Below are 23,075 nucleotides of genomic sequence, written 5' to 3'. Positions count from 1 at the left end.
GCGTCGCCCAACTCGTCCGACGCGCCGTCGGCCGCAAGCCACAGCGCGTCGAGTGCGGCGAGCAGACCGACCTCGGCTGGGCCTGCCCCTGCCGCAGCCGCTTCCACGGGAGCTAGCTAGCTCTTCTTCAGCCCCGCCCGCAGCGCAGCGGCGATCTCGGTGTTGGCGGCGCGCGCGGACCGACCGGGGCCGACGATGTTGAAGAACCCGTGGATCAGGTCGTCGAACCGGCGCAGCTCGACCGGAGCGCCGGACTCGGCGAGCTTGTGCGCGAACGCCTCGCCCTCGTCACGCAGCGGGTCGAAGCCGGCGGTGGCGACGTACGCCGGGGCGAGCCCAGCCGGAAGCTCCGCGTATGCCGGCGACACCCGGGGATCGCGAGACTCGACGCCCACGACGTACGCCGTCTCGGCCAGGTCCATGAACGCCTTGGTGAGATAGAAGCCGTCGGCGAACAGCCGCGCGCTCGCGGTGTCACGGACGGCGTCGGTCACGGGGTAGACGAGGAGCTGGAAGGCCAGCGGCAGCCCCGTGCGGGCCGCCTCGATGGCGACGCCGATCGCCAGGTTGGCGCCGGCGGAGTCACCCCCCACCGCCAGTCGTGACGGGTCGACCTCGAGCTCGTCGGCGTGCTCGTCCACCCAGCGGTACGCCGAGATCGCGTCGTCGTACGCCGCAGGGAAGGGTTGTTCCGGGGCGAGCCGGTAGTCGATCGCGAGCACCCGGACGCCGGATCGCTCCGCGAGGAACCGACACCCGGCGTCGTGGGACTCGAGGTCGCCGTACATGAAGCCGCCGCCGTGGAAGAAGACCAGCAGTCCGCCGCGCGACAGCGACGGTGAGTAGAGGCGAGCGCGCATCCCGGCCACGGTGAGGTCCCGGACGGCACCCACCGGCTGGCGGCCGGCCGTCATCCGGGTGTGCGTGCGGATCGTCCGGCGACCCTCCGGGATCGGCAGCGTCTCCGCCCCCTGCTCGCGTGTCAGGCGCTGGAGTCGCAGCATCAGCTGGATGTCCGCGGCCAGCGGCGCCCCGTCCACCACCACCGGCCGGCCGGCCAGCACACGTTGCACTCGATGCGGGAGTGCCAGGGCCGCATGCAGCCCCCACGTCTTGGCGCGGTCGAGGGCGGTCACGAGCGCAACCTACCGTTCACCTCGCAGTGCCAGACTGAGGACATGACGCTCGACAGCCTGCAGCCGGATGCGGCCTCCAGCCATGGCGAGGGAGTCCCCGAGGAGCCCTTCGACGTCGAGCCGCCGTACGAGCCGGACGACGAGGCGCTCGCCGCGGTGGAGAAGTACGGCGACCGCTTCCTCGATCGAGAGCTCTCCTGGCTGCGGTTCAACCAGCGCGTCCTCGAGCTCGCGGAGGACCCCCACCTGCCGCTGTTGGAGCGGACCCGCTTCCTCGCGATCTTCACCAGCAACCTCGACGAGTTCTTCATGGTCCGGGTCGCCGGCCTCAAGCGGCGGATCGCCGCCGGGCTGGCCGTGCCGGCCGCCTCCGGGCTGATGCCGAGCGAGGTGCTCGAGGTGATCTGGTCGACCACCCGCGAGCTCGTCGAACGGCAGGCGCGGCTCTTCCGCGACGAGATCGTCCCGGCGCTGTCGGACGCCGGGATCGAGCTGGTCCGCTGGGACGACCTCGACCGCGAGGAGCAGAAGACCTGCAAGCGGCTCTTCAAGGACCGGGTCTTCCCGGTCCTCACGCCGCTGGCGGTGGACCCGGCGCACCCGTTCCCCTACATCTCCGGCCTGTCCCTCAACCTCGCGGTGCTCATCCGCAACCCGAAGACCGGCAAGGAGCACTTCGCGCGGGTGAAGGTGCCGCCGATCTTCTCCCGCTTCGTGCCGGTCGGCAACCAGCGCTTCGTGCCGCTGGAGGACGTCATCGGCGAGCACCTCAAGCGGCTCTTCCCGGGCATGGAGGTCCTGGAGGTCCACACCTTCCGGGTGACCCGCAACGAGGACCTCGAGGTCGAGGAGGACGACGCCGAGAACCTCCTCGCGGCTCTCGAGAAGGAGCTGCTCCGCCGCCGGTTCGGGCCGCCCGTGCGCCTGGAGGTCGAGGAGTCGATCGCCCCCCAGGTGCTCGAACTGCTGGTCTCGGAGCTCGACGTACGCGAGGAGGAGGTGTTCAAGCTCCGCGGACCCCTCGACCTGCGTGGCCTGCACGACATCGCCGACCTGCCGCGTCAGGAGCTGAAGTACCCTGCGTTCGTCCCGACCACCCACCCCCTGCTGGCGGAGGTCGAGTCGGCCGCACCCGTCGACGTCTTCAAGGCGGCCCGGCGGCACGACGTGCTGCTGCACCACCCGTACGACTCGTTCGCCACCTCGGTGCAGCGGTTCATCGAGCAGGCCGCCGCCGACCGGCACGTGCTCGCGATCAAGCAGACGCTCTACCGCACCTCCGGTGACAGCCCGATCATCGACGCCCTCATCGACGCCGCCGAGGCCGGCAAGCAGGTGCTGGTCATCGTCGAGATCAAGGCGCGCTTCGACGAGGAGGCCAACATCCGGTGGGCTCGCAAGCTGGAGCAAGCGGGCTGCCATGTCGTCTACGGCCTGGTGGGCCTCAAGACCCACTGCAAGCTGGCCATGGTGGTGCGCGACGAGCCTGACGGCATCCGCCGCTACACCCACATCGGCACCGGCAACTACAACCCCAAGACGTCGCGGCTCTACGAGGACGTCGGCCTGATCACCACCGACGAACGGATCGGCGACGACGTCGCTCACCTCTTCAACAACCTGTCCGGCTGGTCGCGCAACGCGTCGTACGACCAGCTCCTGGTGGCGCCCGACTCCGTGCGCTCGGGCCTGATCGAGCAGATCCACCGCGAGATCGCCCACCACCAGGCCGGGCGTGCAGCGGGGATCCGGCTCAAGGCCAACTCCGTCGTCGACGAGGCGGTCATCGATGCCCTCTACCTCGCCTCGCAGGCCGGAGTGACGGTCGACCTGCTCGTCCGCGGCATCTGCTCGTTGCGCCCGGGGGTGCCAGGCCTGTCGGAGACAGTGTCGGTGCGATCGGTCCTGGGGCGGTTCCTCGAGCACAGTCGGATCTTCTGGTTCGAGAACGACGGCGACCCTCAGGCGTGGATCGGCTCGGCCGACATGATGCACCGCAACCTGGACCGGCGGGTCGAGGTGCTGGTCCGACTGCCCGGCGATGACAACGTGGCGTCGATCGGCGCGCTGCTCGACCTCGCCTTCGACGAGAGCACCAGTGCGTGGGAGCTCGACAGCGCCGGACACTGGACCCGCAACGCGGGCACCGTGCATCTGCAGGAGAACCTGATCGAGGCGCAGCGCCGCCGGCGGTGACCTGAGCCACACCCCGGGGCCCGGCTTCGGCGTACGACGGGGGCGGCGCTTGCGCGATTCGGCTGGCCACCCCCTAGTCTGATCGCGTTCGTTTCCTCCTCACCAGGAGTTGTTTCGTGGGATTCCGATTCCGCCCTGTCGACACGTCGTTCTACATCCTCTTCACCGAACAGGCTCAGCACCTCGTGACCGGCGCTTCGCTCCTGGCGGAGATGCTCGCCGAAGGCGCTGACCACAACGACGTAGCCCGTCGAATGCGCGAAGCCGAGCACAATGCCGACGAGACGACGCACGCGATCGTCAAGAAGGTGAACTCGACCTTCGTGACGCCGTTCGACCGCGAGGACATCTACGCGCTGGCCTCCGGGCTCGACGACGTGATGGACCTGATGGACGAGGTCGTCGACATGATCCTGTTGTACGAGGTGAAGCTGCTGCCGCCGGAGCTGTCCACCCAGGTGGAGGTCCTCCAGCGGTGCGCGGAACTGACGGCGTCGTCGATGCCGAACCTGCAGTCGCTGCAGTCGCTCGAGGAGTACTGGATCGAGATCAACCGCCTCGAGAACGCCGGCGACAAGAACCACCGGCGTACGATCGCGAAGCTCTTCAGCGGCGAGTTCAAGACCATCGAGGTCCTGAAGCTCAAGGACATCGTCGAGTCCCTCGAGGAGGCGATCGACGCGTTCGAGAAGGTTGCCAACATCGTGGAGCAGATCGCGGTCAAGGAGTCCTGACCGGACATGGAGCTCGCGATCGTCATCACGGTCGTCGTCGTTGCCCTGGCATTCGACTACACCAACGGCTTCCACGACGCCGCCAACGCCATCGCCACCTCGGTGTCGACGCGCGCGCTCACGCCGCGCATCGCGCTGGTGCTGGCCGCGGTGATGAACTTCGTCGGCGCCCTGCTCGGCCAGGAGGTCGCGCACACGGTCAGTGACGTGATCTCACCGATGGCCGGCAACGCCGGTCTCGTCGTCATCCTCGCCGGCCTGCTCGGCGCGATCGTGTGGAACCTCGTCACCTGGTACTTCGGGCTGCCCTCCTCCTCGTCGCACGCCCTGATCGGCGGTCTCGTCGGCGCCGCGATCACGGCGGGGGCGCTCGTGCACTGGGCGACGATCGTCGACAAGGTGCTGATCCCGATGGTGCTGTCGCCGGTGTTCGGCTTCCTCGCCGCGTTCGCGGTGATGCTGGCCATCATGTGGATCTTCCGGAAGCGGAACCCGCACAAGGTCTTCCGCGGCTTCCGGATGGCCCAGACCTTCTCCGCCGCGGCGCTCGCTCTCGGCCACGGCCTGCAGGACGCTCAGAAGACGATGGGCGTCATCTTCCTGACGCTCACCTCTGCCGGCTACTACACGAACGCCGCGGGCGAGCCACAGGAGAACCTCCCCCTCTGGGTCGTCATCCTCGCCGCCTCCGCGATCTCGCTCGGGACCTACTCCGGCGGCTGGCGCATCATGCGCACCCTCGGCCGCCGGATCATCCACCTCGACCCGGCCCGCGGCTTCGCCGCCGAGTCGGTCGGCGCAGGCGTCCTCTACACCACGGCGTTCCTCTTCCACGCCCCGATCTCGACGACCCACACGATCACCTCCGCGATCATGGGCGCCGGCGCCACCAAGCGCTTCTCCGCCGTCCGCTGGGGTGTCGCCCGCTCGATCGTCGCCGCCTGGGTCCTCACCTTCCCCATGGCCGGTCTCGTCGCCGCCGGGTGCTACGTCGTACTGCATGCGGTGCTTGGGGTCTGAGGATCGCTCGTCGGGGCTGAGGGCCCGATACCCACGGACGAAATGGTTGCCATAGGCGCGGATAAGCAACCCGATCGTCCGTGGCTACCCCGACTTGTGCCTGCGCCGGTCGCGCATCACGGACCGTCACGCTGTACGGCGATATCCCAGGAACCGCTCGCGCTGCTCCGGTGACAGCGCGCGCCGCAGTTCCACGGTGTGGGTCGGGAGCCACCACGGCGGCGGCTCGATTGTCCAGGCGCACTCTTCACGGGGCAGGTACGGCGAGCGGTCCAGGGCAGCAGCGACCCGGAGCGCCATGCGCGATCGATCAGCGCGGTCAGCCGACACCAGGGTCAGGTACTCCAGCCCCACCTTGCGGAAGGCATCCTCGCGGACCAGGTCCTTCGCGCGTCGTACCCCCGCAAGATGCAGGGCTCCTTCGTACTCGACGACCAGGCCGGCGTTGAGGTCGAGGAGGTCCGGTGTTCCGATGTGCCGGCCGGAGCGGTCGAAAAGCGGTCGATTGGTGAGCGGCGGGGCGTGACCCAACTCCAGCGGCCACACCAGCCGTGCGTCGACTTCCGGCGGCGACCAGGCGTTCTCGTCGACCAGCAGGCCCGCGTCGCGAGCGCCGGGAATGCCGGTCCAGTGATAGAGCTGCTCGAAGTAGTCGAGCAGCTCTGCTCGGGAGACCAAGTCTGCGGCCGCGGCCATGTCGAAGGCTCGAACTGCCGCAACGGGAGTCGGCGCGTAGCGCATCTCGAAGGCGACCGCACACCGCGGTGACACGACCTGCAGACCACCGACGGTCTGGCGCTCCTTGGGCGGGATGAACTCCGACGTGACCTCCACGCCAAGTTGCGGTCGACGACTCCCGTGGACGACCGCGATCTTCACCGGCGCGGGCCGACCGGGGGCGTCGAAGCCGTCGAGCCAGAACGCACCGTGCCAGTGGAGCGCCGCCCACCCCGTTACCGACTGGGAGCCGCGGAGATCGTGGCTGGCTTCGAGGATGCGCTGTGCGGGCAACGTTGCGTCTACGTCTGCCGGCACGTAGAAGCCCTGGCCCGTGCGGCGCCACCGCGGGCCGCGGGCCTGGGCGCGGGTCGGGCCGGCGCGACCCAGCGGATCGATCCGCACCGGCCGGACGAGTGGCGCGCGTCCCACGTCGTACGGCGGCGGCTCGGTCAACCACATCATGTGGCCCAGGGTGCGATGTTCGAGCAGATCCTGCTCGCGTCATCCACAGCCCACCAGCGCTGACCATCCGCCATAGCGAAGGGCCCCTTTGGGTGGCAGCGGGGATAGCCACGGACGATATGGCTGGCCCCAGGGGCACGGGACGACCATTTCGTCCGTGGCTATGCCGCTTCGCTCTCCCGGCTACCCCTTCACCCCGCCCACCCCCACCTGAGCACCTTGCATTTGTCTTGTAGGAAAACGGGGGATCGGGCGGGCAGCGTCTTGCGATCGGAAGGGTTTGATCGGGTCATCACCAGGCGGACGCCTGGGGGAACCTTGGGGGAGGAACCCGCAATGCGCGCCACCACTGCACGCCGCAACGCCGTCAAGATCTTCGCGACGGTCGCCCTCGTCGCCAGCGCGGCAGCCGTCGCCGGCATCGGCACGTACGGCGCCTACACGGGCACGACGTCCGCCGACGTGAGCATCGGGAGTGCCAAGGTCAGCGTGCTGATGAACGACGACGACCAGGGCATCCACGTGGACGCCAAGGGCATGGTGCCGGGCGGCAAGGTCTGGGAGACGGCGTACGTCGTGCCGAAGGTCGGCCACGTCGTCCAGGCGGTCCGCGCGACCGTCGTGCGGTACGGCGCCGTCTGGGTCGCCCTCGGCGGCGTCGTCCTGCTCGGGCTGAGCCTGATCTGGCGGCAGGACCCACTCCGCCACCGCGCGCCGGCACCGGACGCGCGTCCGCGCCTCACCCTCATCACATCGGAGCCACGCCCATGATCACCGACGACTCGAAGTTCCTGCCGCTGCGGCCGCGCCGACTCGTGGCCGCCGCAGACGATGTGGAGCTCGGCGGGCCGGGCACCCGGTTCACGACCGGTCAGCTGGTCGACGAGCCGATCGGAGCCCGGCTGGGCTCGGGCTCGGTGCTCGAGCTGGCCGCGCGCAAGCGGTAGCCCACGCCACGCACGGTCTCCACGAACCGCACCTCGCCGCGCCGGTCTCCCAGCTTGCGTCGCAGGTTGCCCATGTGGACCTCGACGTGGTGGGTCTCACCCCAGCTCTGGCCCCAGACCTCCTGCATCAGCAGCGCCCGCGGCCACACCCGGGTCGGCGAGCGCATCAGCGTGGTGAGCAGGTCGAACTCGGTCGGGGTCAGGACGACCTCCTCGCCCGCGCGCCACGCTCGGTGGGCGTCGACATCGACGAGCAGGTCACCGTGGCGCAGCACCTCGTGCTCCGCGGCGCCCGCAGCCTCGGCGATCGCCGCGACCGGCGCCACGTCGTACGCCGCGTCGGGCACCTCGAAGAAGTGGCGCGGCCGGCGGAACATCGCGTTGACCCGTGCCTTGAGCTCGCGCACGCTGATCGGCTTGGCGAGGTAGTCGTCGGCGCCGGTCTCGAGACCGATCAGGCGGTCGATCTCCTCTGCCTGCGAGGTCACCATGACGACGTACGCGTCGGTGATCGGCCGGATCCGTCGGCACACCTCGAGGCCGTCGATCCCGGGCAGCCCGACGTCCAGCGTGACCAGGTCGGGCTTCAGCGCGGTGACCAGCGCGACTCCCTCCTGGCCGTCGGTCGCGATCGCCACCTCGAAGCCTTGCGAGGACAGCGCGAGCTCGAGGAGCGACGCGATGTCCGCGTCGTCCTCGATCACGACTGCACGACGAGGCATGATCGCTGTATCGGCACGATCAGCCGGGATCTGAGCGATCCGGTCTCGACACGCGGGTCGCGACTTCGTTCCTCAGCCGCGCCGCTTGCTTGACCACCATCAACGGGTCCGCTGGCGCGTCCCCGTCAACCGAACCGGCCGGAGATGTACGCCTCGGTGGACTCCTCGTCCGGGTTGGTGAACATCTTGTTGGTCGGGTTGAACTCCACCAGGTGCCCGGGCTCACCCGTGGCCTTGAGGTTGAAGAAGCCGGTGTCGTCGGAGACCCGCGCCGCCTGCTGCATGTTGTGGGTCACGATGACGATCGTGTACTCGGACTTCAGCTCGTGGATGAGGTCCTCGATCGCCGCGGTCGAGATCGGGTCCAGGGCCGAGCACGGCTCGTCCATGAGCAGCACCTCCGGCGACACCGCGATCGCGCGGGCGATGCAGAGGCGCTGCTGCTGACCACCGGAGAGGCCCATGCCGGGCTTGTCGAGCCGGTCCTTGACCTCGTTCCAGAGGTTGGCGCTCTTCAGCGACTTCTCGACGATCGCGTCGGCCTCGGACTTCTTCATCTTCTTCGAGTTCAGCTTCGACCCGGCGAGGACGTTGTCGTAGATCGACATCGTCGGGAACGGGTTCGGCCGCTGGAAGACCATGCCGATCTGGCGGCGTACGGCGACCGGGTCGATCGCCGGGTCGTAGAGCGACTGGCCCGACACCATCACCTTGCCCTCGACGCGGGCGCCGGGGATCACCTCGTGCATCCGGTTGAGGGTGCGCAGGAAGGTCGACTTGCCACACCCGGAGGGACCGATGAACGCGGTCACCGCCTTGGCGCGGATCGTCATGTTGACACCTTCGACGGCGAGGAAGTCGCCGTAGTAGATGTTGAGGTCGGAGACGTCGATGCTCTTGGCCATGGTTTCTCTCTCACACAGGCGCTCAGCGGCGCCGTTCGGTCTTGGGGGCGAAGTAGGCGCCGATGATGCGAGCCACGAGGTTGAGCACCATCACGATAGCGATGAGCACGAGGGCGGCACCCCACGCGCGGGCATATCCGGGCGGGTCACCCTCCATGCCGATCGGCACCACGCCGGGCGAGCTGTACTGGCTGAAGATGTAGACCGGGAGCGTCATCATCCGGCCCTCGAAGAGGTTGAAGTTGACCGAGTCGGTCGCGCCCGCGACGACCAGCAGCGGAGCCGTCTCGCCGATCACCCGCGAGATCGCGAGCACGACGCCGGTGATGATGCCGCCGAGCGCGGTCGGGAGCACCACCTTGACGATCGTGCGCCACTTCGGGATGCCGAGCGCGTACGACGCCTCGCGCAGGTCGCTCGGCACCAGCCGCAGCATCTCCTCGGCCGAGCGGACCACCGTGGGGATCATCAGCAGCGACAGCGCGACCGCGCCGCCGAAGCCGATCCGGATCGCCGGACCGAAGATCAGCACGAAGAGCGACAGCGCGAAGAGGCCGGCCACGATCGACGGGATGCCGGTCATCACGTCGACCAGGAACGTCGTGACCCGGGCGAGACGGCTGCCGCGGCCGTACTCCACCAGGTAGATCGCGGTGAAGAGACCGATCGGGATCGAGATGATCGCCGCGGCCAGGGTGACCAGGATGGTGCCCCACAGGGCGTGGTAGATGCCGCCGCCCGCGCCCACGACGTTGCGCATGTCGTAGGTCAGGAACTCGCCGTTGATGACGCCGATGCCGTTCTTGACGACCAGCCAGATCAGCCAGACGAGCGGCACGAGCACCACGCCGAAGGCCGCCCAGACCAGCGAGGTGGCGAGCCGGTCGGCGGCCGACCGCTTGCCCTCGAGAAGCAGTGCCCAGAGCGGCAGGCCGACGGCGGCCAGCGCGATCGCCAGGACCAGGCCGGCGAACGGGCTCCAGCCGAGCAGCAGTGTGAGCAGCCCGGCGATGCCGAGCGACAGCACGGCGACCAGGACCAGCGCCCACTTGGGCAGCCGTGGCTGGGCCAGGTTGGCCGTGATCGCGAAGGAGTCCGGCTCCAGCGGAGTCGTGGTGCTCATCGGGGTCCCCTCGGAGTCGTGAGCGGAGGGAGCGAAGCGGAGGGAGCGAGCGACTTCGTGGGGTGGTTCATCGGGGTCCCCTCGGAGTCGTGAGCGGAGGGAGCGAAGCGGAGGGAGCGAGCGACTTCGTGGGGTGGTTCATCGAGTCAGCTTCCTCTCGCCGCGACCGATGACCCACCGGGCCGCGAAGTTCACCGCGAAGGTGACCGCGAACAGCACCAAGCCGGTGGCGATCAGGACCGCCTGCTTGTCCGGCGAGGCCTCTTTGTAGTTGGAGGCGATGTTGGAGGCGATGGTCGCGGGGTTGGTGTCGGAGATCAGGTTGAGCGTCACCACCGGCGTCGCCGAGAGGACCATCGCGACCGCCATGGTCTCGCCGAGCGCGCGACCGAGGCCGAGCATCACCGCGGAGATCACGCCCGAGCGGGCGTACGGGAAGACCGCGAGCCGGATCATCTCCCAGCGGGTGGCGCCGAGGGCCATCGCGGCCTCCTCGTGCAGGCGCGGGGTCTGGGCGAAGACCTCACGCGAGATCGCGGTGGTGATAGGCACGACCATGATCGCCAGCACGATGCCGGCCGTGAGCATGGTCCGGCCGGTGACCGACGGCGGGCCGGCGAAGAGCGGGATGAAGCTGAGGTGGTCGTAGAGCCAGTCGATGGCCGGTCGCAGGGCCGGCGCGAGCGCCAGGCCGCCCCACAGGCCGTAGACCACGCTGGGCACCGCCGCGAGCAGGTCGATCACGTAGGCGATCGGGGAGGCGATGCGAGCGGGCGCGTAGTGGGAGATGAAGAGCGCGACGCCGATCGAGAACGGCACCGCGATCACCAGCGCCACGACGGCGGCCAGGATCGTGCCGAAGACCAGCGGGCCGACGTACGACCAGAAGTCGGTGGCGGGGGCGTAGATGTTCTCGGGAGCGCTCAGTCCCGGGAAGCCCTCGATCGCCAGGAACACGAAGACCCCGGCCAGGGCCAGCATGATCGTCAGGGCGGCGAGCCTGGCGGTGCCTGCGAAGATCCGGTCGCCGGGACGCACGACCGGCTTGTCGGCCCTCGGCGGGGACGGTGCGGTGACGGACACGGGGCTCCTGTCGGGAGTTCGTTGCTCTAGCTGTTCTTGCGGCCGTACGGCGACCCAGGTCGCGGGCCGCCGTACGTCCGACGTCGTTACTTGGCGGAGATGGCTCCGACGATGTCGGCTGCCTGGGAGGCGAGCGTCGCGTCGAGCGGAGCGGCGCCGGCCTGCTCGGCGGCAACCTGCTGGCCCTCGTCCGAGACGATGTAGGACAGGAAGCCCTTCACCAGCGCGGCCTCGTTGGCGTCGTCGTAGGTCTGGCAGGCGATCAGGTACGACGCGAGCAGCACCGGGTAGGCGCCGGACTCGGTCGTGGTCCGGTCGATCTCCATCGCCATGTCGACGTCCGCGCGACCCTCGACCGGCTTGGAGACGGCGAGCGCCTTGGCGGCACCTTCGGCGGACGGGGCGACGAACTCCTCGCCGACCTGGACCGAGACGAGGCCCAGGCCACCGGCCTGGCTCTCGTCGGCGTAGCCGATGGTGCCCTCGCCGCCCTTGACCGCGGCGACCATGCCGGAGGTGCCCTCAGCAGCCTCGCCGCCCTTGATCGGCCACACGCCGTCGGCGTCGTGCGGCCAGGCGCCGCCGCCGGCCTTGCTCAGGTAGTCGGTGAAGTTGTCCGTCGTGCCGGAGTCGTCGGAGCGGTGCACCGGCGAGATCTTCGAGTCGGGCAGCTCGACGCCGTCGTTGAGGGCGGCGATGGCCGGGTCGTTCCAGGTGGTGATCTTGCCGTCGAAGATCGACGCGACGGTCTTGGCGTCGAGGTTGAGCGAGTCGACACCCGGCACGTTGAACACGATCGCGATCGCGCTGACGTACGCCGGGACCTCGATGGCGTCGGTGCCGCCGCACCGCTCCTTGGCGGCGGTCAGCTGCCCCTCGTCGTCGCTCAGGTAGGAGTCGGAGCCGGCGAACGAGGTCGCCTTGTTGATGAAGTTCTCGCGTCCGGTGCCGGACCCGACGGCGTCGTAGGTGATGGTCACGCCGGAGTTGGCGGTCTGGAAGCCGGCGCGCCAGGCGGTCTGCGCGGACTCCTGCGAGGAGGCACCGCCGCCGGCGAGCGAGCCGCTGAGGCTGGCGGCACCGCTGCTGCTGCCGTCGCTGGCGCTGTCGGTGTCGCTGCTGTTCCCCGCGCCGCAGCCCGTGAGGGCGAGCGCGAGAACGGCGATGCCCGGCACGACTGCCCGGCGGATGGAAGTGCGGATCACTTCAAGACTCCTCTGTCTTCTCTGTCTCTGACAACAGCGAAGTTAGGGAGTCGAAGTGGACGGTTCCGGGGTCGTTGGTGAACGAGCGGTGAACTCGAATCGCCCAGATGGAGTCCGGCAGCCGCTCACGAGACGGCAATCACGTGAACAAGCCCAGGAACCCGTTGACTCACCCGGTCCGGTGGAGTTCGGTAGCGGTCACCGTGCCCTGACGCAGGTGCACCACGAGCATCGACCCGGGCTCCAGCTTGGTGTCCTCGAGACCGAGAGCGTCGAGCACGGACGGCAGCACCGGGCGGTGGGTGCACAGGACCGCAGCCTCGTCGCCGGCGACCAGGCCATCGACCACCTCGGCCACTGCCGAGGGACTCGCTCCCTCCTCACTGACCCCGTCGGCGATCTCGAGGCTCCAACCTGTCGTGTCGGCGTACGGCGTGACCGTCTCCAGGCAGCGCATGCTGCCGGAGCTCACGACCCTGGTGACGTCGTACGCCGCGAGCACCGGCACCAGCTGCTGAGCCTGGGTGCGGCCGAGCTGCACGAGCGGTCGCAGCCGGTCGTCCTGGCGCCACCCCTTCCGGGAGCGCGCGTGGCCGTGCCGGAGCACGACGACCGCGTGCGTCCTGCGGCGCTGCGGTCGGGCCTCCTTCAGCGTCGCGCGGTCGTAGTCATAGGAGAGCCGGTCCATCGCCGCGTCGTACGGCACCCACTCCACCGCGTCGATCTCGGCGTTCGGCCGGTAGTGCGACACGTCGTCGCTGCCGACCACCCGCCCGACCCAGTAGGAGACCTGCTTGGTCCGGCCGCCGGTCACCGGGTAGCGCTGCGACGACAGCGGCACGCCCAGGCGGATGTGCAGGCCGGTCTCCTCCGACACCTCGCGTACGGCGGCCGAGGTGACGTGCTCCCCCGGGTCGAGCTTGCCCTTGGGGAAGGACCAGTCGTCGTAGCGCGGGCGGTGCACCAGCAGGACGCGCTTCCCGGGGCGGAACACGACGGCGCCGGCGGCGAGCACGTCCTTCGTGGCCATGCAGTTAGTCTCACACCACCCCGGCCCGAAGAGGAGACCCACCTGTGCCCAAACGCGTGACGATCATGGTCGTGGCGGTGTTGGGGCTGGCTCTCCTCGCGGCGGCCGTCGTCGTCGGCGTCCACTGGTGGCAGGGCCGGGACGAGACCACATTCGAGCAGGCGGCGGCGTACGCACCGAGCGACGCGGAGCGCCTCTCCTGGACCAACTGGTCGGCGGTCCGCAAACAGGTCGGCTCCGACCTGGACGCAGCCTTCGACGCCGATCTGTCGTCCGCCTCGGCCCTCGTCGAGTCCGCGCCAGTGCTCGAGAGCGAGTTCGGCTTCTCCCCCGCCAACGCCGAATGGGAGCTCTTCAGCCAGTCCGCCGAGGGTGCCGTCGTCATCGTCAAGCTCCCGGACGGTGCTGCCGTCGGCGCCGTGGCCGACCACCTGGACGACCTCGGGTTCGCCCGCCCGAAGGACGACGACGGCGTGTGGATGGGCGGCGACACCCTGCTCCCGGAGGTCGGCGACAACCTCACCCCCGAGCTGCAGTACGTCGCCCTCGACGCCGACGCGGGACTCGTCCTCACGAGCGACCGCGACGACTATCTGCAGCAGGTCGTCGACGGGCTCGGCGACGACGAGATCTCCGGGCCGATGCGCTCGGTCGTCGCCGCGTCCGGGGAGCCGCTGACCGCCGCGGTGTACGACGGCGACCGGGTGTGCCGCGCCCTCGCGATGAGCCAGGCCGACGACGACGACCAGCAGACCGCCGACCGGCTGATCAAGGAGGCGGGCACCGTCGACCCGCTGACGGCGTACGCGATGTCGGTCCAGCCCGGCGGCGACGTACGCACCGTGATGGCCTTCGCCGACGACGAGCAGGCCCGCACCAACGCCGACAGCCGCTCCACCCTGGCGATCGGGCCCGCACCGGGACAGGGCGGCAACTTCGCCGAGCGGTTCTCCGTCAGCTCGGCCACCGCCGAGGGCGACCTGGTGACCCTGGACCTCAGTCCCAAGGAGGGGTCGTACGTCTTCTCCGACCTCTCGTCCGGGCCGGTGCTGTTCGCCACGTGCTGACGGTCCGTCCCGAGGACGATCAGGCCAGCTGGTAGCCAGCCTCCTCGACCGCCGCCGCGACCGACTGCGGCTCGAGCGGACCTGAGCTGACCACGGTGACGCTGCCGGACTCCAGCACGACGTCGACCGACTGGACGCCCTCGATGGCCGAGAGCTCCTCGCGCACCGCCGAGACGCAGTGCCCGCACGTCATGCCGACGACCTGCCAGGTCGCGGTCGTCGACCCCGTCACGACTTCACCAGCCGGGCGATGGCCTCGACGGCCTCGCTGATCTTCTCCTGCGCGGCTTCGTCGCTGGCGCGGGCCGCGTCCACCACGCAGTGGGCGAGGTGCTCCTCGACGAGACCGAGGGAGACCGCCTGCAGTGCCTTGGTCATCGCCGCGACCTGGGTGAGGATGTCGATGCAGTACTGCTCCTCCTCGACCATCCGCTGGAGGCCCCGGGCCTGCCCCTCGATACGTCGCAGTCGCCGGAGGTAGTCGTCCTTGCGCTGGATGTAGCCGTGCTGGTGCTCGCCGGCAACGTGCTCACTCATGTGTCCAGCATACCCCTCAGGGGTATGCGGCCACGGTTGCGACGGCTCAGGCCTCGCTCCGCGGCGAGGGCACGACGCCGAGGATCCTGTCGATCTCGTCGACAGAGAGGTGCTCGTCGGACTCACTGGCAGCGATGATCAGGTTGGTCGTCAGCTCGACCTCGCCGAGCAGATCGGAGTCCTCGAGGGAGACGTCGAACTGGTCCTGCACGTCCATCACTCCCATCCGGGTTCGGCCTGTATGCGTCGGGCCCGCACGCGCCGCCCTGGTCTCAGGCATCGTCTGACCTCCCCTAACGGCCAGCCTGCCCGACGGTCACGCCGACAAACGCGGCAACCGGAAATCTGACCCGTCCGGGCCATGCTCGCCTGCTCCGAAGGGAACTGGCCGGGGAGCAACCGGGGGCCACAAAGGATGAAGGGGCCCCACCCTCGCGGGTGGAGCCCCTTCAGGCCGCCGCTCGGACGACCGTCAGATCACAGCGCGCGGACGTTCTCCGCCTGCGGGCCCTTGGGACCCTGGGTGACCTCGAACTCGACCTTCTGGTTCTCGTCCAGGGACTTGTAGCCCTGGGTCTGAATCGCCGAGTAGTGAACGAAGACGTCGTCGCCGCCGCCGTCCTGAGCGATGAAGCCGAAGCCCTTTTCTGCGTTGAACCACTTAACAGTGCCCTGAGCCATGTGCTCGTTACTCCTCTGTCGGGGCGAGAGACCGTCACTTCGACGGTCCCACATCAGGTGCGGTGACACGTCGCTCCGACTTCGCATGAGTGGTAGGCCCACGAAAGAAGAAACGCCGTTGGATCACAAACTCCGCCGGCGTCATACCTGCTGGAACTTGCACCTGTTGCAGAAGACACGTTACCAACCATCGCTCCGGATCGAACCTTCTCGGCCCGGTTTTCTCAGTTCGCGGATGAAGGTTGTGCTAAGACGACGTGACGAGCAGCGCTCCCTGGCCTCGCCGAGACTCCGGCGGACCACCCTCTCCGGGTGAGCCGCAGGAGGCTCGGGGAACGCGAGGGAGCCCATGAACGGTGTCGTCGGAGACCTCCTCCGCCGCGGCGGCCTGGATCAAGATCGTGCTCGGCGCGCTGCTCCTGCTCTTCGGCGTACGGCAGTGGCGCAGGCGTCCGAAGGCCGGCGAGGTCGCCGCCCTCCCGACGTGGATGGCCGCGATCGACTCGTTCACCTTCGTCAAGGCGCTCGGGCTCGGGCTCCTGCTGTCGGCCGTCAACCCCAAGAACCTGTTGATGTGCATCGCGGCCGGCTCCGCGATCGGGAGCGCGGGGCTGGGGACCAGCGAAGTGGTCGCCGCGATCGCGATCTTCACCCTGATCGCCGCGAGCACCGGTGGCGGTGCCCGTCGTCGGCTTCCTCGTCGCGCACGAGCGGCTGCGTCAGCCGCTGGACGAGCTGCGCACTGGCTGCAGGCCAACCACGTCGCCGTGATGAGCGTCCTGCTGCTCGTGATCGGCGTGGTGCTGCTCGGCCAGGGCATCGGCGGGCTCTGACCCACCGAGCCGGAAAAATAGAAACAAGCCGCGCTGGCGTCTCGGGTCACCAGCGCGGCTTGTGATCGCAACTTTAATGACCGATCCGACCGGCCCCAAGTGGTTCGTACCGGTCTTGCGGAAACCTTGAAGAAGACTCAGCGGCCGCCAGGCTCGTCGACGACGAGCCCGACGCGCAGCTCCTCCGCGGACTGTGGTGCAGCTTGCGGCCCAGGAGCGGCCGCTTGTCGTCATGCAGCGGGAATGCGACAGACGCCCGGCCCGGGCGGCCGAAGCGGCCGACCCGGACCGGGCGTACTCCAACCCTCAGGCCCTGCCTGTCCGCCGACTGCGCCACACGAGCACTGCACCGCCCGCGAGCAACAGCGCGGCGATCCCGAGGAGGCCCATAGCCGGGCCGCCGAGGTTCGGCAGCACTCCGTCGCCGTCGTCTGTCCCGGCCTCGGTGCCACCGACGTCGCCCTCGTCGCCCTCGTCGCCGTCGTCGCCGTGCAGGTTCGAGTCGACCTCGGCAGCGAACGTGTTCACGACGGTCACGTCGCGGTCGCGGTCGACCACCACCTTCCCGTCGGCTCGCCCGTCACCTCGACGACCTTCGCGGAAGCTCACGACGACCAGGTCCGCGACGTCGACCTCCTCGATCGTGCAGGTCGCACCGAGCGGGACACCGATCGTCCGGTGCTTGCCGTCGCGGAGCGTGAACGCCGCGTCCTGGGGACGCAGCTCGACCGGGCCCTCGTCGGTGACACACAAGACCTCGAAGGAGTAGGGGCCTGCCGGCCCGTTCACGACCTTCTTCGTGACCGTGAGGTCGGCGGCGTCGAACTCGTTGGTGACCACGATGGTGCCGGGCTGACCGTCGAGCACCAACGGTGCGGCGGGACCCCCGTGGTCGACCATGGACTCCGTCGCGCCGCCATTGTCGGTCTCGACCGCCCAGCACTTCGCTCCGACGGGCAGGTCCGGCACCGTGACCGACTGGTCTGCCGTCACGGTGTACGGCTGGGCCGTGATGATCGGCGTCTCGACACCGCCCTGCGGCAGGACGCACGTCACGGCGACGTCGTACTCCCGACCCTCGGCGTAGCGGGCGGCGTCACCCGTCACGACCTTGTCGATGACCAGACTGGTGCGGGCGAAGGTGTTGGTGACCTCCAGCTCCAGCGCCTGCACGTCGCTCGGCTGGCCGGCGACCACCGTCAGACCGTCGTCGTACGAGCGAGCGTTCGCGACGTGGCTGCTCGCCCCGCCGGTGTTGCTCTCGACGGCCCAGCAGCGTGCTCCGACGGGCAGCAGCACCGGGTCGCCCAGGGCGTCCTCCAGCTCGATCCGCTCGCCACCCTTGATCGCGACCGGCCTGGAGTAGAGGACGTTCGTGGGTGCGCCCAACGCACAGGTGACGTCGACGGTGAACACCGCCCCGGTGGCGTACGACGCCCCGGCCGCGGCGCCGTCGAGCGCCTTGCGGAGCGCGACCGTCCCCGCCGAGAACTCGTTGGTGAACGTCGCGGCGACGGTGTTGTCGTCGGCGTTCTCGACGATCGTCACGGTCACCGGCGCCGGGGTGGCGTCGGCGCCGCCGTCGTCGGTCTCGGTCACCGTGCACTCGGCGCCGACCGGCAGCGAGAGCGGCACGTCAGCGGTCAGCTCGGTCTCACCCGCGGGCCGCGAGATCGTCACCGTCACGGGAGCGATCGCCGTGCCCTCGAACGTGCACGCCACGTCGTACTCGAACGGCCCGTCGGGCAGCGAGGCACCGGTCCCGGCGACGAGCTTGCGGATCTGCAGGTGCCCCTCCTCGAAGGTGTTGGTCACCGTCAGAGTCAGCGGTGTCGTCGCACCCGGCGTGACGAGCAAGCCCGCCGACGGCGTCACGGTCGACGAGGTCGCGCCACCGCTGTCGAGCTCGGTCGCGGTGCAGGTCGAGCCGACCGGAGCGTCGAGCGTCTCGCTGTCGTCACCGACCAGGTCGACGGTCACGGGGAAACCGGTAGCCGTCTCTCCGTCCATCGCGCACAGCACCTGGACGGGGTACGTCGTGGCCGCGCCGTACGACGCGGCGTCACCCTCGACGGACTTCACGAGCTCGATCTCCGCGAGCGGGTAGCTGTTGGTGACGGTCACCGACGCGGCGGGCGCCGGGTCGGGGCCGAGCTGCGGGTCGATCGTGACGACCGCGGGGTCGTCGGCCGGGTGGTTGGTGACGCCGCCGTACGCGTCGGTCTCCCACACCTTGCAGATCGCACCGCCGGGCAGCCCGGTCACCTGGTCCGACTCCCCCGGCCGCAGCGTGAGGGTGCCCGTGGCGACGACCTGGTCGGGGTTGCCGACCGGCTCGATGTGGCACGAGTAGTCGATGTCGAACTCACGGTCGTCGACCGGCAGGTCACCCGGGTTGTCCAGGAGCTGCTTCTCGACGCGCAGGGTGCCGTACGCCGTCGCGACACCGACCTGGATCGGCTCCGTCGGGGGCAGCACGCGGGTGCTGCCGTTGCCCCGCCGGGTGGTCTCGGCGTGTCCGAAGGAGTTCCAGGCGATCGTCGGGTCGGAGACCTGCGCAACCTCGAGCGGCGTGTCCATCGAGAACGTGATGCTCACGCCGTCGCCCGGGGCGAGCGGCGTCGGCCACGCGACGCGCAGCTGCGCGGCGACGGCGGCGGCGCTGAAGTCGGCCGCCCAGGTGCCGGCGGCGCACGCGTCGGTCATCGACAGGTCGTCGGTGCACACGCCCGCCTCACTGTCGGCGTACGTCGTGGTCAGCGTGCCGCTGCCGACCAGCGCCGGCTCGGTCGCGAGGCGCGGCCGGTGGTCCCACTCGGTACCGCGGTCGGTGCCGCTGAGCACCACGCCCTTGTCGCCCTGCACCGGGAACCGGTCGATGATCCGCATCGCCGTGGCCGGCTCCGTGCCCGCGTTGACCATCCGAAGGAGGTAGTCGTAGCGGTCGCCCGGGTTCACCAACGCGACACAGGGGTACGCCGTGTAGGTCCGGCCACCCTCGGTCCGTGACGGGCAGGCCGGGTCGCCGACGGCGACCGGCTCGAGGTTGCGGTTGTCCCACCAGCCGAGCTCGTCGTTGCCGGCGACCCACTTGCGGGCCTCGAACGCCGCTCCGGCCTTGGTCGTGACGGCCGCGGAGTCCGTGCACCAGGTGCCGGAGCCGAACGTGCCGTCAGTCGACGTGCCCGTCCCGGCCGCGCAGGCCAGGTCGTCGGCGGGAGAGGTGGCACCCATCTGGTTGGTGTTCACCTGGCCCTCCGTCACCCCCGGAGCGAGCCGCACCTGGACCTCGATCGTGAACGTCGTGCCGGGTCGCATCACCCAGTCGCCGAAGGACCAGTGCAGCTCGGAGATCCGGCCGCTGCTGCTCGTGGTGGTGAAGGTCGGCGTGGGCACGTCGTCGGTGCCGGCGGGCACCTGCGCGTCGACGACGCGGTAGCCGGTGCCGCTCTGGAAGGCCTCGTCGAAGGTGAGGCCGGCCGGCAGGCGGTCGGTGACGCGGACGTGCGGCAGGTCGGCCGTGCCGGAGTTGGTCACCTTCAGCCGGAACGGCGCGGTCTCGCCGGGCGAGATGGCGGTGTTCGGCGTCTTCTCGACGTCGAGCTGCGGGGCGCCGTCGACCAGGTCGAGCGTGGCGTCGACCGGGTCGACGGTGGCGAGCGTGCCGGCGGTCTGCAGCCGGGTCTCGTAGCCTGCCGACGCGGTGTTGTCGAGCTCCATCGGCGGCGCCGTGTCGGCGTCGGAGCGCAGCGTGCTGCGCGGGTGCACGTCGAGGACGACGACGCCCGTGCAGTTCATCGGGGTGGGCGTGCCCTCGCAGGGGCGCAGCGAGTAGTCGCCGTCCGAGTTGGTGAAGGTCAGCCGCACGCCGATGACGTCCGCAGCGGTGACGCCACCCGGGAGCGGGTAGTTCGCACCGCTCGCGACCGGCGTGCCGGTCACCCAGCCGGAGGACGTGAGGGCGTCGACCTGGATGCGGTTCGCGCCCACCGGGAACGCGACCGAGCGGACCTTCCCGAAGTCGACCGCGTCGAAGAAGTCGGTGTCCTCGTCGGTGACCTGAAGGCGCTTGGCGCTCACGTTGCCGGTGTTGGCGACGGCCAGCCGGAGCTGCGCGGTCTGCTGCGGGACACCCGCGATCGGCGCCGGGAGCTGACCCGGCGCGATCGACTTGTTCAGCGCGGCCCCGCTCGAGGCCGGCGCGGTGACGACCTCGGCCGAGCAGACCGGGTCGCCGGTCCAGCCGACGGCGCCGGCCGTGAAGCAGTTGCTCAGCTGCACGCCGTCGGGCACCCCGTCACGACGGACCGTCACCAGGTCGAGGAAGACACGCTTGGTCGGCGTCAGCTCGCCGTCGACGAGGAGTCGGACACCCGTGGCGCGGGTCAGCAGCGCTGCGTCGGAGGCGGCGTACGCCACCCAGGAGTCGGCATCCGGGTCGAAGACCTCGACATCCACATCCGGCGTGCCGGAGTCCTTGCGGACGGTCGCGGAGACCAGTGACAGCACCGTGAAGGGGTTGTCTGCGGCCCGGGGCTCACCGCCCGCGTCGACCGGCGGGTCGTTGAGCACCGGGTCGACGAGGGCGACGTTGCCGTTGTTGGTCAGCGTCAGCGAGAACGGGATCGGCTGGCCTGGCGGGACCGTGCTCTGGCCCACCGTCTTCACGCCGCTGCCGCTGGCGCGGTGCAGCTCGACGGAGAGGGTGGCGCAGGCGTTGCCGCTCGTGGTGCCGGTGCTGTTGGAGACGTCCGCCTGCGCGCGGTAGGCAGCGCAGTTGCCGACTCCGGGCGACGAGCCGTTCGGCAGGTCGTCGACGGTCACGTCGTCATTGAGGGTGCCGTGCAGGTCGAGGTACGACGTGGAGCCGATCGCGATCGACGGGCTCCCGTCGCCGTCCACGCCGGTGTAGACGACCTCGATGCCGCTGACCCGAGTGCCCGCTCGCGCGACGTCGACCGTCCCCGAGGCGGAGAGGTCCTGCTCGAGGTCGGCGCTGCCGTCGGCGTACGTCACCACGAGGTGCGCGGTCGTCGCCCCGGTCGGGAAGCGCAGCCGCACCTTCGTGGTGTCGAGCTTCTCGAACTCCGAGGCCGGTGCACCCGCGTCGGGCTCGGTGATCCGGATCTGACGCAGCGGGAACGCCGAGTTGTTGCGGATCGCGACCGTGGCCGAGACCGGGGCGTGCTCGCCGACCACGGCGTACTCGCCGGTGTCGCGGGTGAAGTTGCCGTTGGTGTCCGCGACGAAGGTCTTCTGGGCGGTCACCAGGACGGTGTCCGGCAGCACGTCGTAGGACGCGCACACCGACGCGCCGCTGGTCAGCGTGTCCGTCTCGTCGATCGCGCCGGGGACCGCGCAGTTGCTGAGCGTGAGCTTGCTGGTCGGCGTGAGGTCGGTGCCGTCGGACCGCAGGGTGTCACGGAGCTGGAGGTCGAGGCGGACCTTGCCTCCGGTGGCGTCGTACGGCAGCGGGTCGCCGGCGCTGTCGATGAAGACCACCCGCACTCCGGTGACGTTGCCGGGCGGCACGCCGCCGGGCAGACCGAGTGGACCGGCCGACGAGGCGACCGGCCCCCCAGACCAGTCGCTCTCGTCGGCACAGTCCGAACCCGCCGCCGTGCAGACCAGCAGCCGCGCGCGGTCGGCACCGGCGGGGAACGAGACGAGCTCGACGGCCGTGAGGTCGAAGTGCTCGTACGTCGCGGGGGTCGCGTCCGTGACGCGCAGCTCGCCCACGCTCACCGAGCTCGACGACGCGTTGCGCACGCCGAGCGTCACCGTCGTGTGCTCACTGCTGCCGGCGATCGCCGAGCCGTCGGTCCACGACTTGGTGGCCACCGGCTTGACGTCGCGCGGCACGGATACGGGCAGCACGTTGTCGGCGGACGCCGACGGTGCGTTGTCGGCGACCGTCGTCGCGGTGTTGGTGATCTCGGCGCCGTTCGGCATCGAGGAGTTCGCGGGCAGGCGCATCCCGATCTCGAAGACCCGGGTCGCGCCGTCGTTGAGGCCGACCTCGCCGACCGGCGCCTGGAGCGGCTCGACGAACCGGACGGTCAACGTGCGGGCCGCGGCGTCGTACTCGATCACCCTGGTGTCGGTCGACGACGGCAGGGACGTCACGTCGAGCCCCGCAGGCAGTACGTCGGTCACCGTCTGGTTGACGCAGCCCGCCGTCAGGCCGGAGCAACGGGCGGTCAGCGTGTAGGTGAACTGCGCGCCCGGGGTCACCGCCGACCCGTCCAGGCTGCTCTCCTTGGTGATGCCCACCTGAGACTGCGCGGGCGCCGCTTCGGCCGCTCCCTGAGATCCCGCCGTGATGGCCGCCAGCGTCAAAGCCGCCGCCATGAGTGCTCTGGTCGCGAATCTCCCGCGCCGCCAGGTGTTGCTCATCGTCTGTCCCCACATCTGTTGTCGCTGTGCCTCGCATCGGGCATGAGCCCGAACACGAGGTGAGGGACGCCCGAAGGGCTGCTCGCTTACGGCCTCCGCGAGATCGGGTTCGAGAGGTCTAGACCAAGCCGATCGACGGACTGGACCGGCGGGTGAACCAGCGGGTGAAATCCGGCCGATACTCGTCCGATCGACCCGTGGAACCCCCATGGCCGACGACCCTGGACGCGGTGCCGAGGTCGTGGACGACCTAGTCCTGACTCGAAGCACTCCGAGGA

Annotated in this window: 20 protein-coding genes; 7 read left to right on the top strand and 13 right to left on the bottom strand. The window is 69.8% G+C overall.

Annotation, left to right across the window (positions count from 1 at the left end):
- Positions 1-116 precede the first annotated feature (116 nt).
- Positions 117-1,136, bottom strand: coding sequence for an alpha/beta hydrolase (locus tag ABEA33_RS12835; RefSeq protein WP_345527174.1), 1,020 nt, complete (start codon positions 1,134-1,136; stop codon positions 117-119).
- 42 nt (positions 1,137-1,178) lie between these two features.
- On the opposite strand from ABEA33_RS12835, the gene ABEA33_RS12830 reads away from it, so the two are divergent.
- From ABEA33_RS12830 to ABEA33_RS12820, 3 genes are all read left to right on the top strand, one after another.
- On the top strand, positions 1,179-3,332 hold the full coding sequence (locus ABEA33_RS12830) for an RNA degradosome polyphosphate kinase (RefSeq protein WP_345527173.1): 2,154 nt from the start codon (positions 1,179-1,181) through the stop codon (positions 3,330-3,332).
- A gap of 116 nt (positions 3,333-3,448) precedes the next feature.
- A complete protein-coding gene (locus ABEA33_RS12825; protein ID WP_345527172.1) occupies positions 3,449-4,066 on the top strand; it encodes a DUF47 domain-containing protein in 618 nt (205 codons plus the stop codon).
- 6 nt (positions 4,067-4,072) lie between these two features.
- Complete coding sequence (locus ABEA33_RS12820; protein WP_345527171.1) at positions 4,073-5,086, top strand: inorganic phosphate transporter; 1,014 nt, start codon at positions 4,073-4,075, stop codon at positions 5,084-5,086.
- 126 nt (positions 5,087-5,212) lie between these two features.
- On the opposite strand, the gene ABEA33_RS12815 is transcribed toward ABEA33_RS12820, so the two are convergent.
- On the bottom strand, positions 5,213-6,268 hold the full coding sequence (locus ABEA33_RS12815) for a hypothetical protein (protein WP_345527170.1): 1,056 nt from the start codon (positions 6,266-6,268) through the stop codon (positions 5,213-5,215).
- Between the two features lie 336 nt (positions 6,269-6,604).
- Between ABEA33_RS12815 and ABEA33_RS12810 the strand changes: the two genes are divergently transcribed.
- Positions 6,605-7,039 (top strand): hypothetical protein, encoded by a 435-nt coding sequence (locus ABEA33_RS12810; protein WP_345527169.1) that lies wholly within the window; start codon positions 6,605-6,607, stop codon positions 7,037-7,039.
- Positions 7,036-7,215, top strand: a complete 180-nt coding sequence (locus ABEA33_RS12805) for a hypothetical protein (protein WP_345527168.1) — start codon at positions 7,036-7,038, stop codon at positions 7,213-7,215. Before ABEA33_RS12810 ends, ABEA33_RS12805 begins: the two co-directional genes overlap by 4 nt.
- On the opposite strand, the gene ABEA33_RS12800 is transcribed toward ABEA33_RS12805, so the two are convergent.
- From ABEA33_RS12800 to ABEA33_RS12775, 6 genes are all read right to left on the bottom strand, one after another.
- The gene (locus ABEA33_RS12800) at positions 7,140-7,937 is read right to left on the bottom strand and encodes a response regulator transcription factor (protein WP_345527167.1); all 798 of its coding nucleotides are present in this window, start codon (positions 7,935-7,937) and stop codon (positions 7,140-7,142) included. The two genes, ABEA33_RS12805 and ABEA33_RS12800, sit on opposite strands and share 76 nt — an antisense overlap.
- A 125-nt stretch (positions 7,938-8,062) precedes the next feature.
- On the bottom strand, positions 8,063-8,842 hold the full coding sequence (pstB, locus tag ABEA33_RS12795; RefSeq protein ID WP_345527165.1) for a phosphate ABC transporter ATP-binding protein PstB: 780 nt from the start codon (positions 8,840-8,842) through the stop codon (positions 8,063-8,065).
- A 22-nt stretch (positions 8,843-8,864) separates the two neighbouring features.
- Positions 8,865-9,965 (bottom strand): phosphate ABC transporter permease PstA, encoded by a 1,101-nt coding sequence (gene pstA / locus ABEA33_RS12790; RefSeq protein ID WP_345527164.1) that lies wholly within the window; start codon positions 9,963-9,965, stop codon positions 8,865-8,867.
- Positions 9,966-10,103: 138 nt separating this feature from the next.
- Positions 10,104-11,048, bottom strand: coding sequence for a phosphate ABC transporter permease subunit PstC (gene pstC / locus ABEA33_RS12785; protein WP_345527163.1), 945 nt, complete (start codon positions 11,046-11,048; stop codon positions 10,104-10,106).
- Positions 11,049-11,134: 86 nt separating this feature from the next.
- Entirely contained in the window at positions 11,135-12,253 is a 1,119-nt protein-coding gene (gene pstS, locus ABEA33_RS12780; protein ID WP_345527162.1) for a phosphate ABC transporter substrate-binding protein PstS, read from the bottom strand.
- Between the two features lie 169 nt (positions 12,254-12,422).
- On the bottom strand, positions 12,423-13,283 hold the full coding sequence (locus tag ABEA33_RS12775; protein ID WP_345527161.1) for an NUDIX hydrolase: 861 nt from the start codon (positions 13,281-13,283) through the stop codon (positions 12,423-12,425).
- Positions 13,284-13,327: 44 nt separating this feature from the next.
- On the opposite strand from ABEA33_RS12775, the gene ABEA33_RS12770 reads away from it, so the two are divergent.
- A complete protein-coding gene (locus ABEA33_RS12770) occupies positions 13,328-14,350 on the top strand; it encodes a hypothetical protein (protein WP_345527160.1) in 1,023 nt (340 codons plus the stop codon).
- A 19-nt stretch (positions 14,351-14,369) separates the two neighbouring features.
- On the opposite strand, the gene ABEA33_RS12765 is transcribed toward ABEA33_RS12770, so the two are convergent.
- The 4 genes from ABEA33_RS12765 to ABEA33_RS12750 form a co-directional block, all read right to left on the bottom strand.
- On the bottom strand, positions 14,370-14,582 hold the full coding sequence (locus tag ABEA33_RS12765; RefSeq protein ID WP_345527159.1) for a heavy-metal-associated domain-containing protein: 213 nt from the start codon (positions 14,580-14,582) through the stop codon (positions 14,370-14,372).
- Positions 14,579-14,887, bottom strand: a complete 309-nt coding sequence (locus ABEA33_RS12760) for a metal-sensitive transcriptional regulator (RefSeq protein ID WP_345527158.1) — start codon at positions 14,885-14,887, stop codon at positions 14,579-14,581. Before ABEA33_RS12760 ends, ABEA33_RS12765 begins: the two co-directional genes overlap by 4 nt.
- Before the next feature lie 46 nt (positions 14,888-14,933).
- Positions 14,934-15,104, bottom strand: coding sequence for a hypothetical protein (locus ABEA33_RS12755; protein WP_345527157.1), 171 nt, complete (start codon positions 15,102-15,104; stop codon positions 14,934-14,936).
- Positions 15,105-15,364: 260 nt separating this feature from the next.
- Positions 15,365-15,568 (bottom strand): cold-shock protein, encoded by a 204-nt coding sequence (locus ABEA33_RS12750; protein WP_028644610.1) that lies wholly within the window; start codon positions 15,566-15,568, stop codon positions 15,365-15,367.
- Positions 15,569-15,924: 356 nt separating this feature from the next.
- Between ABEA33_RS12750 and ABEA33_RS12745 the strand changes: the two genes are divergently transcribed.
- Positions 15,925-16,401 (top strand): GAP family protein, encoded by a 477-nt coding sequence (locus ABEA33_RS12745; RefSeq protein ID WP_345527156.1) that lies wholly within the window; start codon positions 15,925-15,927, stop codon positions 16,399-16,401.
- Between the two features lie 306 nt (positions 16,402-16,707).
- Here the strand turns inward: ABEA33_RS12745 and ABEA33_RS12740 are convergent, their stop codons facing one another.
- On the bottom strand, positions 16,708-22,797 hold the full coding sequence (locus ABEA33_RS12740) for a DUF5979 domain-containing protein (protein ID WP_345527155.1): 6,090 nt from the start codon (positions 22,795-22,797) through the stop codon (positions 16,708-16,710).
- Between the last annotated feature and the right edge of the window lie 278 nt (positions 22,798-23,075).

The organism is Nocardioides endophyticus (assembly GCF_039543845.1).
Classification (GTDB): domain Bacteria; phylum Actinomycetota; class Actinomycetes; order Propionibacteriales; family Nocardioidaceae; genus Nocardioides; species Nocardioides endophyticus.
Note: the sequence above shows the minus strand (reverse complement) of the source record. Positions and strands in the feature narration are given on the sequence as shown.